The 13,929-nt window shown below is 38.7% G+C and carries 11 protein-coding genes; 7 read left to right on the top strand and 4 right to left on the bottom strand.

The window, feature by feature from the left end:
- The first annotated feature begins 66 nt into the window (after positions 1-66).
- Together AT683_RS06525 and AT683_RS06520 are read left to right on the top strand one after the other, a co-directional pair.
- The gene (locus AT683_RS06525) at positions 67-1,848 is read left to right on the top strand and encodes a terminase large subunit domain-containing protein (RefSeq protein WP_058222211.1); all 1,782 of its coding nucleotides are present in this window, start codon (positions 67-69) and stop codon (positions 1,846-1,848) included.
- Between the two features lie 9 nt (positions 1,849-1,857).
- Positions 1,858-2,868, top strand: coding sequence for a phage portal protein (locus AT683_RS06520; RefSeq protein WP_050845914.1), 1,011 nt, complete (start codon positions 1,858-1,860; stop codon positions 2,866-2,868).
- A gap of 708 nt (positions 2,869-3,576) precedes the next feature.
- Here AT683_RS06520 and siaB read toward each other — a convergent pair.
- On the bottom strand, positions 3,577-4,251 hold the full coding sequence (gene siaB / locus AT683_RS06515) for a 5-acetyl neuraminic acid cytidyl-transferase (protein ID WP_011272689.1): 675 nt from the start codon (positions 4,249-4,251) through the stop codon (positions 3,577-3,579).
- Positions 4,252-4,364: 113 nt separating this feature from the next.
- Between siaB and AT683_RS06510 the strand changes: the two genes are divergently transcribed.
- Positions 4,365-5,027 carry an NAD(P)H-dependent oxidoreductase gene (locus AT683_RS06510; protein WP_011272690.1) on the top strand — a complete coding sequence of 221 codons (663 nt, stop codon included), beginning with the start codon at positions 4,365-4,367 and terminating at the stop codon, positions 5,025-5,027.
- 46 nt (positions 5,028-5,073) lie between these two features.
- On the opposite strand, the gene apbC is transcribed toward AT683_RS06510, so the two are convergent.
- Positions 5,074-6,186 carry an iron-sulfur cluster carrier protein ApbC gene (apbC, locus tag AT683_RS06505; RefSeq protein WP_011272691.1) on the bottom strand — a complete coding sequence of 371 codons (1,113 nt, stop codon included), beginning with the start codon at positions 6,184-6,186 and terminating at the stop codon, positions 5,074-5,076.
- A 150-nt stretch (positions 6,187-6,336) separates the two neighbouring features.
- Here apbC and metG point away from each other — a divergent pair, with 150 nt between their 5' ends.
- The gene (gene metG, locus AT683_RS06500) at positions 6,337-8,385 is read left to right on the top strand and encodes a methionine--tRNA ligase (protein ID WP_038441076.1); all 2,049 of its coding nucleotides are present in this window, start codon (positions 6,337-6,339) and stop codon (positions 8,383-8,385) included.
- A gap of 110 nt (positions 8,386-8,495) precedes the next feature.
- On the top strand, positions 8,496-9,356 hold the full coding sequence (gene tehB / locus AT683_RS06495) for an SAM-dependent methyltransferase TehB (RefSeq protein ID WP_011272693.1): 861 nt from the start codon (positions 8,496-8,498) through the stop codon (positions 9,354-9,356).
- A gap of 43 nt (positions 9,357-9,399) precedes the next feature.
- On the opposite strand, the gene gloB is transcribed toward tehB, so the two are convergent.
- Both gloB and AT683_RS06485 read right to left on the bottom strand, forming a co-directional pair.
- Positions 9,400-10,101 carry a hydroxyacylglutathione hydrolase gene (gene gloB / locus AT683_RS06490; RefSeq protein ID WP_011272694.1) on the bottom strand — a complete coding sequence of 234 codons (702 nt, stop codon included), beginning with the start codon at positions 10,099-10,101 and terminating at the stop codon, positions 9,400-9,402.
- 51 nt (positions 10,102-10,152) lie between these two features.
- Positions 10,153-10,959 (bottom strand): class I SAM-dependent methyltransferase, encoded by an 807-nt coding sequence (locus AT683_RS06485; RefSeq protein WP_011272695.1) that lies wholly within the window; start codon positions 10,957-10,959, stop codon positions 10,153-10,155.
- A gap of 235 nt (positions 10,960-11,194) precedes the next feature.
- On the opposite strand from AT683_RS06485, the gene AT683_RS06480 reads away from it, so the two are divergent.
- Positions 11,195-11,671, top strand: coding sequence for a hypothetical protein (locus tag AT683_RS06480; RefSeq protein ID WP_005687298.1), 477 nt, complete (start codon positions 11,195-11,197; stop codon positions 11,669-11,671).
- 136 nt (positions 11,672-11,807) lie between these two features.
- Complete coding sequence (ycaO, locus tag AT683_RS06475) at positions 11,808-13,571, top strand: 30S ribosomal protein S12 methylthiotransferase accessory factor YcaO (RefSeq protein ID WP_005687300.1); 1,764 nt, start codon at positions 11,808-11,810, stop codon at positions 13,569-13,571.
- Positions 13,572-13,929 lie beyond the last annotated feature (358 nt).

Genomic DNA, 13,929 nt, shown 5'->3' with positions numbered 1-13,929 from the left:
GAGCAAGCGGAAAGACTAACATTCGCCCCCTTTCTATTATGCGGTTGTAAATAGAAAGGATTAGGAATGGACGAACAAGTTATTAATCAACCTTCACTCGAAGTGACGGCGGAAATCAAACGTAAAGCACAGCAGATGTATTTTAGTGGTTATAAAATCGCTGAAATATCTCGCCAGCTTGATATTCCTGCATCAACGATTGCCAGTTGGAAAGACAGAGAAAAGTGGGACGATATTGCGCCTGTTGGTCGGGTTGAATTAGCCCTTGAGACAAGATTGAATTTGCTGATTGCGAAAGAAGAAAAGAGCGGTTCAGATTACAAAGAAATTGATTTGCTTGGTCGCCAAATGGAAAGAATGGCGAGAGTGAAAAAGTATTCTTTTGGCGATGGCAATGAAGTGGATTTAAATCCTAAACTGGCGAACCGCAACAAGGGCGAACGCAAGAAAGCCGAACCCAATGCTATTGGCCAAGAGCAAGAAGAATTGCTGATTAATGGCTTTCTTGATGGGATGTTTAATTATCAACGCATTTGGCACAAGGCAAAAGAGCACCGAATTAGAAATATTTTAAAAAGCCGACAAATCGGGGCGACTTACTATTTTGCCCACGAAGCCTTTGTTGATGCTTTGACGACGGGGCACAATCAAATTTTTCTTTCTGCCAGTAAAAAACAAGCCTTACAGTTTCGCTCGTATATTGTGAATTACGCCAAGCAGACGGCAGATGTAGATTTAAAAGGCGAAACCATCAAATTGCCAAATGGGGCAGAATTGATTTTCCTTGGCACGAACTCCGCTACGGCTCAATCCTACCACGGCAATTTGTATTTCGATGAAGTGTTTTGGGTGCCTAAATTTGATGTGATGCGAAAAGTGGCATCAGGTATGGCAGCACAAAAAATGTATCGCCAAACTTATTTTTCCACGCCGACCACAATTGCACACCCTGCTTATGCGTTCTTTTCAGGCAAGGCGTTTAATCGCAATCGTGCGAAATCAGAAAAAATCGAAATCGATATTTCTCACGAAAACTTAAAGAGCGGAAAACTTTGTGCCGACCGTCAATGGAAGCAGATTGTGAGTATTTATGATGCAATGGAAGGTGGGTGCAATCTATTCAATATTGACGACCTAATCGCAGAAAACAGCAAAGAAGAATTTGAACAATTGTTTTTGTGTCAATTTGCCGATGATAACAGTTCTGCTTTCAAGTTTTCGGACTTACAACTTTGCCAAGTGGATAGTTTGGAAGAATGGCACGATTATAAGCCATTTTATCAACGTCCATTCGGCAATCGTGAAGTGTGGTTAGGTTATGACCCTGCTTTTACTGGCGACCGTGCAGCATTAGTGATTGTTGCACCGCCGAAAGTAGAAGGGGGCGATTATCGCGTTTTACATAAACAAACTTTTCACGGTATGGATTACGAAACACAAGCAAGCCGCATTAAGCAGTTTTGTGATGATTACAATGTGACTCGCATCGTGATTGATAAAACGGGTATGGGGTCGGGCGTTTATCAGGAAGTGAGAAAGTTTTATCCAATGGCGCAGGGCCTAGAGTATAACGCCGATCTTAAAAATGAAATGGTGTTAAAAACACAAAACTTAATTCAGAAACGTCGCCTTAAATTTGATAGTGGTGACAATGACATCGTGAGTAGTTTTATGACCGTGAAAAAACGCATTACTGGCACAGGGAAAATTACTTATGTTTCGGACCGTTCGGAAGATGCAAGCCACGGCGATTTATCATGGGCAATTATGAACTGCATTTTAAATGTGCCTTATGGTTTAGGCGGCGATGTATCAAGCAACAAATCAACAATATTTACCTTTGAATAGGATAACCCAATGAGCAAAAAAACAAAAAAATCCACCGCACTTTCTACTGGAAATCAAGCACAGGCGTTCAGCTTTGGAGAGCCTATTCCAGTGATTGACCGTGCAGAAGTACTGAATTATTTCGAAAGCGTGGTGATGTATGAAAAATATTACAATCCGCCAATTAATTTAAGTTACTTGGCTAAAGCGTTAAATGCCTCAGCCCATCATAACAGTGCGATTACGGTGAAGAAAAACATTTTACTTTCAACGTGCAAAACAACCGCACTTTTACCTCGAACCCAATTAGAAAAACTGGTGCAAGATTACTTGGTCTTTGGTAATGCTTATGTTGAGAAAACTGTAAATTCCTTTGGTAAGGTTGTTTCGTTAAAATCCTCTCTTGCTAAATATATGCGTGTCGGTGTTGAAACAGGTGTGTTTTATCAGATTGTGAATGGTTTTGATGAATATGAATTTAAAAAAGGTTCTGTCTTTAACTTGATTAATCCCGATGTGAATCAAGAGATTTATGGTGTGCCAGAATATTTGGCCGCACTTCAATCTGCTTTTTTAAATGAAAGTGCCACATTGTTCCGCTGTAAATATTATCTGAATGGCACGCATGCAGGTTCGATTATTTACATGACTGATCCAACACAAAACAAAGACGACATTGAAGCAATCAAAACACAAATCCGACAAACAAAAGGCACTGGCAACTTTAAGAATTTGTTTGTGTATATTCCAAACGGAAAGAAAGATGGGATGCAAGTTATTCCATTGTCTGATGCTATCGCCAAAGATGATTTCCTAAACATTAAGAACGCAAGCCGTGATGATGTGTTAGCTGCGCACCGTGTGCCACCGCAACTAATGGGCATTGTGCCTAATAATACAGGCGGTTTTGGTGACGTTGAAAAGGCAACGCGAGTGTTTTTTATCAATGAGATAATCCCATTGCAAGAACGATTGAAAGAAATTAATAGTTGGATAGGGGAAGAAGTGATCACATTCTCCGATTACAAATTGCTAAATTAGATCCTTTTCAAAAATAAACAGCCCGCAGAAATTCGGGTTTTTTTTTGCTAAAAGAGCTGTTTTTGTCCTGTATAGTATTAGCACTGTCCCAGTGTATTATATCAAATCAATCAATATGACAAATCTTAAATCCTTATTTCAGCTCGATTTTTCGCCCAATTGTACGCATGAAAAATCGCAGTCAAACCCTCGCCACGCCCGCACACTAAAGATGTCGATTTCAACGCAATTTTAGATCCTTGCCGAAGTCTTTTCAGATCTACCGACATTCAGATCCTTATTATCAAATTCTTTAACGCAAAATTACTCAAGTAAATGCAAATTTTGATGATATAATCATTGTCCCTAAAAGGCAAAAAATCATCTGAATTGGCGTCTTGTTTTTTATGGTAGTAAGCTTGGTAGTAAGCTATTTTTAACTATTTAATATATCTTTTAAAAACAAAGTGATATTTATCTAGATCAGCTTTCCCCAGCAACGCTAAGCCATTGATTCTAATATGATCAAATTGATTAATCCAATGTCACAATGTTCTGCTGGCAAGTTGAAAATGCCTGCAGGGGAATCAACAATTTTTACTATTTTGAAGATAAAACTCAATGACTTGTTGCTTGAAAAAAAATTGTATTTGGTCATAAAAAATCTGCACCTTAGTTGGTTATTTAATCCAACTTTTGGAGTGCAGATCAAAAGTGCGGCCAATTTTTTTAGAATTCTTTTGAAATTAAACTTTCGGCTAATTGCAAATCAAGTGTGGAGTCAATATCAATGGAACGATAAGTTGGCATTAAATAAAAACGCATTGGCGCAATAAAAAAGCGTTTTTCTTCAAAGAGACTTTCGATGTCATTAATATAAATTGCGCCATTTGCACGATAAGATTTGGGTAATTTTTGACGAGGGGCTTCAAAATCCGTTAATTCGTGAATAGGCTGAACTTCGGTACCTTCTAAAGTGAAGGATTTATAAGGATGATGCTCACATTCGCAAGCGGAAACCACTGACTTATATTTGCCGCCAAGGAAAATTTCCATTGCATTACGAATATCTAAAGCATTACGCAATGGGCTGGTTGGTTGCAAAAGTGCAGCGGTGCCTTGTGAAATATTAAGTGTTTCTAAGCAATGCAAAATTGCATCAATGGTGCGTGTATCACTTTGCGCCAAACTTTCAGGGCGTGCCACTGGTTTTGCGCCGTATTTTGTGGCTTCTTTTAAAATATTTTCACCGTCTGATGTCACCACAATTTGATCAAACATACCCGATTCTTGCGCTGCCAAAATCGCACGCCCCACCAAAGAAACACCACCCACAAGCTGTAAATTTTTGTCTTTAATTCCTTTAGAACCCGCTCTCGCAGGAATAATTGCAATTCTTGTCATTATTTTCACTCTCTGTGATAAAAGTGCTGACTATTCTAGAATCTTTCCCTTGTTTTAGCAAAAACTAATCTTTAATATGGCACCACATTTTTGTTTAACAAAGAGGAAATAAAATGACTCAACTTACTCGTGAACAAGTTCTTGAACTCTTCCATCAACGCAGCTCAACACGTTATTACGACCCCGCAAAAAAAATCAGTGATGAAGATTTTGAATGTATTTTAGAGTGCGGTCGATTATCGCCGAGTTCTGTAGGCTCTGAGCCTTGGAAATTTTTAGTGATTCAAAATAAAACCTTACGCGAAAAAATGAAACCTTTTAGCTGGGGAATGATAAATCAGCTTGATAATTGCAGTCATCTTGTGGTAATTCTCGCGAAGAAAAATGCCCGTTATGATAGTCCGTTTTTTGTGGATGTGATGGCACGCAAAGGCTTGAACGCAGAGCAACAACAAGCCGCCCTCGCAAAATACAAAGCCCTGCAAGAAGAAGATATGAAATTACTCGAAAACGACCGCACTTTATTTGATTGGTGCAGTAAACAAACTTATATCGCCCTTGCAAATATGCTTACTGGAGCCTCAGCCCTTGGCATCGATTCTTGCCCAATTGAAGGTTTTCATTACGACAAAATGAATGAATGCCTCGCCGAAGAAGGATTATTCGATCCTCAAGAATATGCGGTTTCTGTCGCCGCAACCTTTGGCTACCGCTCACGCGATATTGCGAAAAAATCCCGTAAAGGGTTGGATGAAGTGGTGAGATGGGTGGGGTAAAAATCCCATTAAAAAAGGGCTGCAAATGCAGCCCTATCTTTTTTGATTATTTCACTTCTTTAAATAAAATCTCGCTTGGGATTACGGAACCTTGCCAGTAAAGTTCTGTAGAGACTTTTTCTGCAAGTTGTAAGAACGCTTGTGAAATTTCATTTTCAGGCACTCGCACAACGGTCGGGTTGCCTGCATCTAAATCTTCACGGATACGAATATGCAGAGGAAGTTGAGCTAATACTTTCACATTGTATTTTTCCGCCATTTTCTCTGCACCGCCTGTGCCAAAAATCGCTTCGTGGTGACCGCACTTACTACAAATATGCATCGACATATTTTCCACAATGCCTAACACTGGTACGGATACTCGCTCAAACATTGAAATACCTTTTACTGCGTCAAGCAGAGCAATATCTTGTGGAGTTGTCACAACCACTGCGCCAGTCACAGGAATTTGTTGTGATAAGGTAAGTTGAATATCGCCAGTGCCAGGAGGCATATCGATAACAAGATAATCTAAACTATCCCATAGGGTTTCATTTAATAATTGGCTTAATGCACTACTCGCCATTGGGCCGCGCCAAATTGTTGCACTATCTTCATTCATTAAAAAGCCAATGGAATTTGCAGATAAACCATGTGCTTTAATTGGGGTGATGTGTTGATTATCTGGCGAAGTTGGACGTTGATTCGCTGCGCCTAACATGTGTGGAATAGAAGGGCCATAAATATCCGCATCTAAAATTCCAACACGTGCGCCTTGTGCTTGTAATGCTAAAGCTAGATTAACAGAAACCGATGATTTCCCTACGCCGCCTTTACCAGAACTCACAGCAATAATATTTTTCACACCTTTTACTGCCGGTTGATTATTTGCACGTTTAAGTGTGGCGATTTGATAAGCCACCGCCCATTTAATTGATTTACAATCTGTTGCTTTCAATAACGCATCTGAAACCGCTTGTTTTAACTGTTCTGCACCAGAATTCCACGCAAAAGGCAATTTCAATTCAATGCGTAACGTATCGCCGCCCTTTTCCACTTTTTTCAAAGTATTAAGCACAATCAGATCCTTTTGCAGAGTTGGATGCTGAAATTGTTGAATAATCTGCTGAACTTGATTTTGCTGGTCGGCAGTCAAATTATCAGAAAAGTAGGTTGCCATAATAACTTCCTGTTTAGTAGAGTAAATTTGTCGGACATATTTAATCACGGAAAGTGCGGTATGTTAAGTTAAAGTTTTTCAAACTAGAAAAAATCCCCTATTTAAAGTAAGATAAGCACAATTTTTGTATGCTAAAAAAGAGAATAATAAATGACAACTCAACCCCGTAAAATTTTAGTCACTTGCGCCTTGCCTTATGCCAATGGGGCAATTCATTTAGGCCATATGTTAGAACATATCCAAGCGGATATTTGGGTGCGTTTTCAACGTATGCGTGGCAATAAAATCCATTTTGTCTGTGCGGACGATGCGCACGGCACGCCGATTATGTTGAATGCTGATAAACTTGGCATTACACCTGAAGAATTAATTGCTAAAGCAAAAGCCGATCACATTCGTGATTTTGCAGGTTTCAATATTAGTTTTGATAACTATCATTCCACTCACAGCGAAGAAAACAAACAGCTCACTGCAGAAATTTACAATAAACTCAAAGCCAATGGCTTTATTAAGAGTAAAGTTATTTCTCAGTTATTCGACCCTGAAAAAAATATGTTCTTGCCCGATCGTTTTGTGAAAGGCACTTGCCCGAAATGTAAAGCAGAAGATCAATATGGCGATAACTGCGAAGTTTGTGCTTCTACTTACAGCCCAATGGATTTAATTAATCCTCGTTCAGCTGTTTCTGGCACAACACCTATCGTAAAAGAATCTGAACACTTTTTCTTTGACTTGCCTGCATTTGAAGGGATGTTAAAAGAATGGACTCGTTCTGGCTCACTTCAATCTGAAATTGCGAACAAAATGCAAGAATGGTTTGAGAGCGGTTTACAACAATGGGATATTTCACGTGATGCACCTTATTTCGGTTTTGAAATTCCCGGCGCAAAAGATAAATTCTTCTATGTTTGGTTAGATGCGCCAATCGGCTATATGGCTTCATTCAAAAATCTATGTGAGCGTGAAGGCATTGATTTCAACGAATTTTGGGCTGAAGGCAGTGATGCGGAGCTTTATCATTTCATCGGTAAAGATATCGTTTATTTCCACAGTCTATTCTGGCCTGCAATGCTTGAAGGCAGCGGCTATCGTAAACCGACTAATGTGTTCGCTCATGGCTATGTAACGGTGGATGGGGCGAAGATGTCAAAATCTCGCGGCACATTCATTCAAGCCAGCACTTATTTGAATCATATCGATCCTGAATGTTTGCGTTATTACTATGCAGCAAAATTAAATGATCGCATTGAAGATTTAGACTTTAACCTTGAAGATTTCGTACAACGTGTAAATACAGATATCGTAAACAAATTAGTGAATTTAGCTTCACGCAATGCAGGTTTTATTGCGAAACGCTTTGAAGGCAAACTTTCGGATAAACTGGAAGACGAAGCATTATTTGCAGAATTTACCGCTCAAGCCGAGCAAATCGCTGCTTATTACGAAAGCCGTGAATACAATAAAGCCATTCGTGAAATTATGGCATTAACGGATAAAGCCAATAAATACATTGATGAAAAAGCCCCTTGGGTGATTGCAAAAGAAGAAGGCAAAGAGGCAGAATTGCAAGCCGTATGTTCAATGGGTATTGAGCTTTTCCGCGTATTGATGTCTTACTTAAAACCTGTTCTTCCAAAACTGGCAGAACGTGCAGAAGCCTTCTTACAAGCTGAATTACGTTGGGATAATATTCATCAACCATTACTTGGTCATACCCTTGCACCGTTTAAAGCCTTATTCTCTCGTTTAGAGAAAAAACAAATTGATGCCGTAGTGGAAGAAACTAAAGCCTTATTTGCCGCAGCCAATAAAGCAGCAGAAAAAACAGAAGCAAAACCAACCGCACTTTCTGCCGTTAAACCTATTGCTGAAACCATCACGATTGATGATCTCGCTAAACTTGATATGCGTGTAGCAAAAGTACTGAAATGCGAAGCAGTGCCAGAATCTAATAAACTTTTACGTTTTGAATTGGATCTTGGCGATCATACTCGTCAAGTCTTCTCTGGCATTAAAGCGGCTTACAATAAACCTGAAGAATTAGAAGGTCGTTTTGTGATTATGGTGGCAAACCTTGCACCACGTAAAATGAAATTCGGCGTGTCTGAGGGAATGATTCTATCCGCAGGAACAGGCGGTAGTGATTTATTCTTGTTATCTGCCGATAATGGTGTCACCGCAGGTATGCAAGTAAAATAATCAATTCAATTAATTAGGGCAACATTACGTTGCCCTTTTATTTTCTTGTTGAAAATAGATGACTTATAACCTACCATAACACTCAACTATTTATCTGTTTGGAGAATATTATGAAAAACGAATTAATCTGCTATAAACAAATGCCAGTGTGGACAAAAGACAAATTGCCACAAATGTTCCAAGAAAAGCACAACACAAAAGTCGGCACTTGGGGAAAATTAACCGTATTAAAAGGTAAGCTTAAATTTTATGAGCTAACAGAAAATGGCGATGTTATTGCCGAGCATATTTTTACCCCAGAAAGCCACATTCCTTTTGTTGAACCTCAAGCATGGCATCGTGTTGAAGCTCTTTCTGATGACCTAGAATGTACCCTAGGTTTCTATTGCAAAAAAGAAGATTATTTCAGTAAAAAATACAACATGACTGCCATTCACGGCGATGTGGTGGATGCAGCAAAAATTATCTCGCCTTGTAAAGTATTAGATTTAGGTTGCGGACAAGGGCGTAATTCACTTTATTTAAGTTTATTAGGCTATGATGTAACCTCTTGGGATCACAATGAAAACAGCATTGCCTTTTTAAATGAAACCAAAGAGAAAGAAAACCTTAATATTTCTACCGCACTTTACGACATTAACGCCGCCAACATTCAAGAAAACTATGATTTTATTGTTTCAACGGTGGTGTTTATGTTCTTAAATCGTGAACGTGTGCCGTCAATCATCAAAAATATGCAAGAACATACCAATGTTGGCGGATATAATTTAATCGTTGCCGCAATGTCCACAGATGATGTGCCTTGCCCACTTCCATTCTCATTCACTTTTGCTGAAAACGAATTGAAAGAATATTACAAAGATTGGGAATTCTTAGAATATAACGAAAATATGGGCGAATTACACAAAACCGATGAAAACGGCAATCGCATTAAAATGAAATTTGCCACCATGTTAGCGAGAAAGAAATAATCTGCTAATTTAAAAAATCACCGCACTTTGTCCTCACCCAATATTAGAAAATATCTTTAGCTTTGCGAAGTGCGGTAAATTCTTCAAGTGTTTTTGCTTGTAAAAACGGATTAATTTCTCGCTCAAGTTTTAAGGTTGTCGGCAAACTTGGTTTATTTTCAGCCCGTTGTGTTTCAACAAAAATACGTTGTTTTTCTACCGCACTTTTTTCCACCAGCACAGTTTCCGCAAATGCTAAATTCCCCAAGGTATATTCATGAGCTGGGCAAACAATCGTCTCGTCAGGCAATGTATTCAAACGCTGCAAACCATCAAACATCTGCGCATAATTGCCTGTAAAAACACGTCCGCAACCTGCAGAAAATAACGCATCACCGCAAAATAAATGATTATCCACTAAAAAACTAACGTGCTGTTTAGTGTGTCCCCCCGTCGGAATGACATCAATTTGATAATGTGCGGTAAGGATCTTCCCTTCGTTCACAACTTGAGTCGCACCTTTTTTCTCACATTCTTGCGGCCCATAAATCGGCACTGTTGGATAACGTTTTTTAAATGCCGACACACCTTGTGTATGATCCTCATGTTCGTGAGTAAGCAACACCGCTTCAATCGTTGCGTTTTGCTTATCTAGCCATGCAAACAGCTTGTCCGTTTCAGGCAAATCGACAATAATAAGCGGCAGATTTTCTCGTTGATAAAGCCAAATGTAGTTATCATTCAGCGCAGGTAAAGCAAATAACATAATCGTCCTTTTAATTAGTGATAGAAAAATAAATTGATTCCACTTGAAACATTAGATGCGATCCACATTCCACCAAATCAACGCCCATTTTTTCTGTCCATGAAAAATTAGTTCGTTATTGGCTTGTTTACGATCGTAAAAGGCTTTCAAACCTTGTTTTTCTTTTTCGGACAGTTCGCCTAAAGAAAATTCCACCGAGGCTAATAAATCCTCGTAGATTTCACCTTGAAAACAACCCGATTCCGTTTCAATAAAATTCAAATTTGCCTGAATGCCTTTTTGATACAACCGATTGAGTAAATAAATATAAGTGGGGAAACCAATATCTTCACGGCCAATTGCCTCAAATACGCCCTCATCTAAGAAATGGCGTTGTGTGACAGAAGTCAAAAACACACGTTTTTTCGCTTTGGCACAGAGTTTTTCGATCATATCGTCCAAATCGTCCACCAACGTTGAATGAGATGCCAACACTACATCAGCTTGTGGCACATCATCCCAATTATCCGTCCAAGATTTATGAAATGTTGTGAGATTATGCAACCCCAATTTCTGTTTGAACTGCGCCAAGCAATCTAACATTCCATTACTATAATCTAAGGCATATACCGTTGAACCTTGTTGTGCGAGCGGTACAGCAAAAGTACCAGGCCCACAGCCAATATCCAACACTGTTTCATCGGTTTGCACATTCATTGCTTGCAATAATTGCTGATTATATGCTGAAGGCTTACCGACCAAATTTTCTGCCATTTTCACGGCTTTTTTATCCCATTTTGTCGGAGGTAAGTTGTAATGATGACAAGCGATTAAGTGTTGTTGATACAGTTCAGCAAAATTGATGTCGTAAATAGTCATAGTGATTTTTCAATGTAATTATTCAAATGTTGATGTAAAAGTTTGGACGAAGTGCGGTTAAAATGGTAAGCGTTTTTTCATTTTAACTTTTTTAAAAACGAGACATTACAACAAATTCTACAGCATCGATATATTAATTCAAATATAACGTAGCAAAAACAGGCAAAATGTTTCTATAATATTTAACGTTATATATTTCCTTATACAGATTTATTTCGTAGAAAAGGATAATTCAATGAAATTTGAAGTAATTTATAAATTTTTCTTAGTGTGGGGACTAGCCTTAAGTTTGCTTTTCGTTGTTGCAAGTGGCATTTCAATGTGGCTAGGATTTCCTTTTAGTCAAGCCTTAGACATTCATCTTTTCTTTGCTGGATTTACCGTATTTGGTTTGTTACTGCATTTTTATAGCCGTAAGAAGAAATGGGTAAAAATCAACACTCAATTTGCCGATCTCATCACAAATAATCGCATGCCTTCTTACTGCAATTTAGATCGCTTGATGATGACTTTCGAACATTTCTCTATTCAACAAATCGCCGAGCAACTTAATCTTTCTCTCCCGATTTTATTAAATGAATTATCGCAAGCTCAAATAAACATAACTGATTCCCACCGCACTTTATGCGAAAACTTTCCTCTCAACGATGAAAAAATTTTCGCCGCAATTACAATTGCCTTAAAAGTGCGGTTCAATCCAACTTTACTTTAACGCCAATCAAATATACGTTAAAAGTGCGGTAGAAAACCCCGAAGTTTTTCGGGATTTATTTTTGCCGAAAAAATCTTGCCCCGCTATTAAAACTCCCCTATTATTCACCGCACTTTTTTCTTATTTAGGAACAAAAATGACAGAACAAACCTTTATTCTCGGCAAAGATGCTGCATTAGAAGATAGTATTGCAAAATTTCAGCAAAAATTGACCGCACTTGGTTTTAATATTGAAGAGGCATCTTGGTTGAATCCTGTGCCAAATGTGTGGTCTGTGCATATTCGCGATAAAGACTGTCCGCAGTGTTTTTCTAATGGTAAAGGGGCAAGTAAAAAAGCGGCGTTAGCCTCTGCCCTTGGCGAATATTTTGAGCGTCTTTCTACTAATTATTTCTTTGCCGATTTCTATTTAGGACAAGAAATTGCAAACGGCGATTTCGTACATTATCCCAATGAAAAATGGTTCCCAATTGAAGACGATGCTTTACTGCCTAATGGCATTTTAGATGATTATTTATTGGATTATTTTGATCCCAATGCCGAGCTTACGCCTGAATTATTAATAGATTTACAGTCTGGCAATTATGATCGTGGGATCGTGGCGATGCCTTATGTTCGTCAATCGGACGAACAAACCGTTTACATTCCACAAAGTATTATTGCCAACCTTTATGTCTCAAATGGCATGTCTGCAGGCAATACGAAATTTGAAGCACGCGTGCAAGGCTTGTCAGAGGTATTTGAGCGTTATGTGAAAAACAAAATTATCGCTGAAGCAATTAGTCTGCCAGAAATTCCAAAATCTGTGATGGATCGCTATCCATCTATTCAGGCTTCCATTGCAAAATTAGAGGAAGAAGGTTTCCTAATTTATGCATTTGATGCTTCACTTGGCGGAAAATACCCTGTTATTTGCGTTGTGCTACTCAATCCGAATAACGGTACTTGCTTTGCCTCTTTTGGTGCGCATCCAAATTTCCAAGTGGCATTAGAACGTACTGTGACGGAGCTTTTACAGGGTCGTAGCTTGAAAGATTTGGATGTTTTCTCTCCGCCCTCTTTCAATAACGATGATGTGGCTGAACACGCTAATTTAGAAACCCACTTTATTGACTCAAGCGGTTTAATTTCTTGGGATTTACTCAAAAAAACGCCTGATTATGAATTTGCTGATTGGGATTTCAGTGGTACCACGCAAGAAGAATACAATAATTTAATGGCGATTTTCCGTGCCGATGAAAAAGAAGTTTACGTAATGGATTACAACCATTTGGATGTCTATGCGTGCCGTATTATTGTGCCAGGTATGTCTGATATTTATCCTGCAGACGATTTAATTTACGCCAATAACAATATGGGAATGGATTGGCGCGAAATTTTACTGGATTTACCAAACTGGCATCACGATGCAGAAACCTATCAAGAATTATTAGATGAATTAGACGGACAAGATATTGACGATGCGACTCGCGTGCGTGAATTTATCGGCATCGTTGCACCTAAAAATAGCGGCTGGACAACTTTACGCGTCGGTGAATTAAAATCTATGCTCCACCTTGCATTAGGCGAATTAGAACAGGCATTAGATTGGGCAAACTGGACGCTGAATATGAACAGTTCCGTATTTACCACAGAACCTGTGAATTATTACCGCGCATTAATTTCCATCATTGAATTACATTTAGATCAAAATCGTGAACCAGCGCAATATCGTGCAGTGTTTGAGAAAATGTATGGTAAAGATGCAGTTAAACAAGCTTGGGCAGCTGTCTCTGAAGGTGGCAATCCGTTCTACAATCTTCCAGCAAGTGATGAAAATTTGGAAAACTTTAAGGAACATCAGGCGTTGTTGGGGGCTTATGGGAAGTTGCAGAAAGCAAAGCGAGCACATCAAAAATAAATTAGGCTTATTTCGTACTTTCAATTCTTGAAAGTACGACCTACTTTTCTTTGCTTCGCCAAAGAAAAGTAGGCAAAAGAAAAGCGCCCCTGCTTTTCCTTATTTCCTTTGTTTCATACAATTTGCTTAACGGAAATTTTCTAAACTCGCCGCAAGCGGCTCAAACAGACGAAAATTGCCTGAAAATTGAAAGTCGCAAAGGCGATTTATATGGGGCCCCGAATTTATCAGAGCATTATTTAAAAAGTGCGGTTAATTTTAAATTCATTTTAAGAACAAAAAATATTTTGAGTTTTGACCGCACTTTAAATCGGATAAAGAACAAATTGGGTTCCCTTCTTTTCCACCTTTGTGGAAT

It is taken from the genome of Haemophilus influenzae (assembly GCF_001457655.1).
GTDB classification, from domain to species: domain Bacteria; phylum Pseudomonadota; class Gammaproteobacteria; order Enterobacterales; family Pasteurellaceae; genus Haemophilus; species Haemophilus influenzae.
The sequence above is the reverse complement of the archived record's forward strand: the minus strand, read 5'-3'. Positions and strand labels throughout refer to the sequence as shown.

What these genes read in the sequence shown, in the direction of transcription:
- apbC (WP_011272691.1), bottom strand. Translation starts at nt 6,186, where the DNA reads ATGGCAACCTACTTTTCTGATAATTTGACTGCCGACCAGCAAAATCAA.
- gloB (WP_011272694.1), bottom strand. Translation starts at nt 10,101, where the DNA reads ATGTTATTTGCTTTACCTGCGCTGAATGATAACTACATTTGGCTTTAT.
- ycaO (WP_005687300.1), top strand. Translation starts at nt 11,808, where the DNA reads ATGACAGAACAAACCTTTATTCTCGGCAAAGATGCTGCATTAGAAGAT.
- AT683_RS06510 (WP_011272690.1), top strand. Translation starts at nt 4,365, where the DNA reads ATGACTCAACTTACTCGTGAACAAGTTCTTGAACTCTTCCATCAACGC.
- metG (WP_038441076.1), top strand. Translation starts at nt 6,337, where the DNA reads ATGACAACTCAACCCCGTAAAATTTTAGTCACTTGCGCCTTGCCTTAT.
- AT683_RS06520 (WP_050845914.1), top strand. Translation starts at nt 1,858, where the DNA reads ATGAGCAAAAAAACAAAAAAATCCACCGCACTTTCTACTGGAAATCAA.
- AT683_RS06525 (WP_058222211.1), top strand. Translation starts at nt 67, where the DNA reads ATGGACGAACAAGTTATTAATCAACCTTCACTCGAAGTGACGGCGGAA.
- AT683_RS06480 (WP_005687298.1), top strand. Translation starts at nt 11,195, where the DNA reads ATGAAATTTGAAGTAATTTATAAATTTTTCTTAGTGTGGGGACTAGCC.
- tehB (WP_011272693.1), top strand. Translation starts at nt 8,496, where the DNA reads ATGAAAAACGAATTAATCTGCTATAAACAAATGCCAGTGTGGACAAAA.
- AT683_RS06485 (WP_011272695.1), bottom strand. Translation starts at nt 10,959, where the DNA reads ATGACTATTTACGACATCAATTTTGCTGAACTGTATCAACAACACTTA.
- siaB (WP_011272689.1), bottom strand. Translation starts at nt 4,251, where the DNA reads ATGACAAGAATTGCAATTATTCCTGCGAGAGCGGGTTCTAAAGGAATT.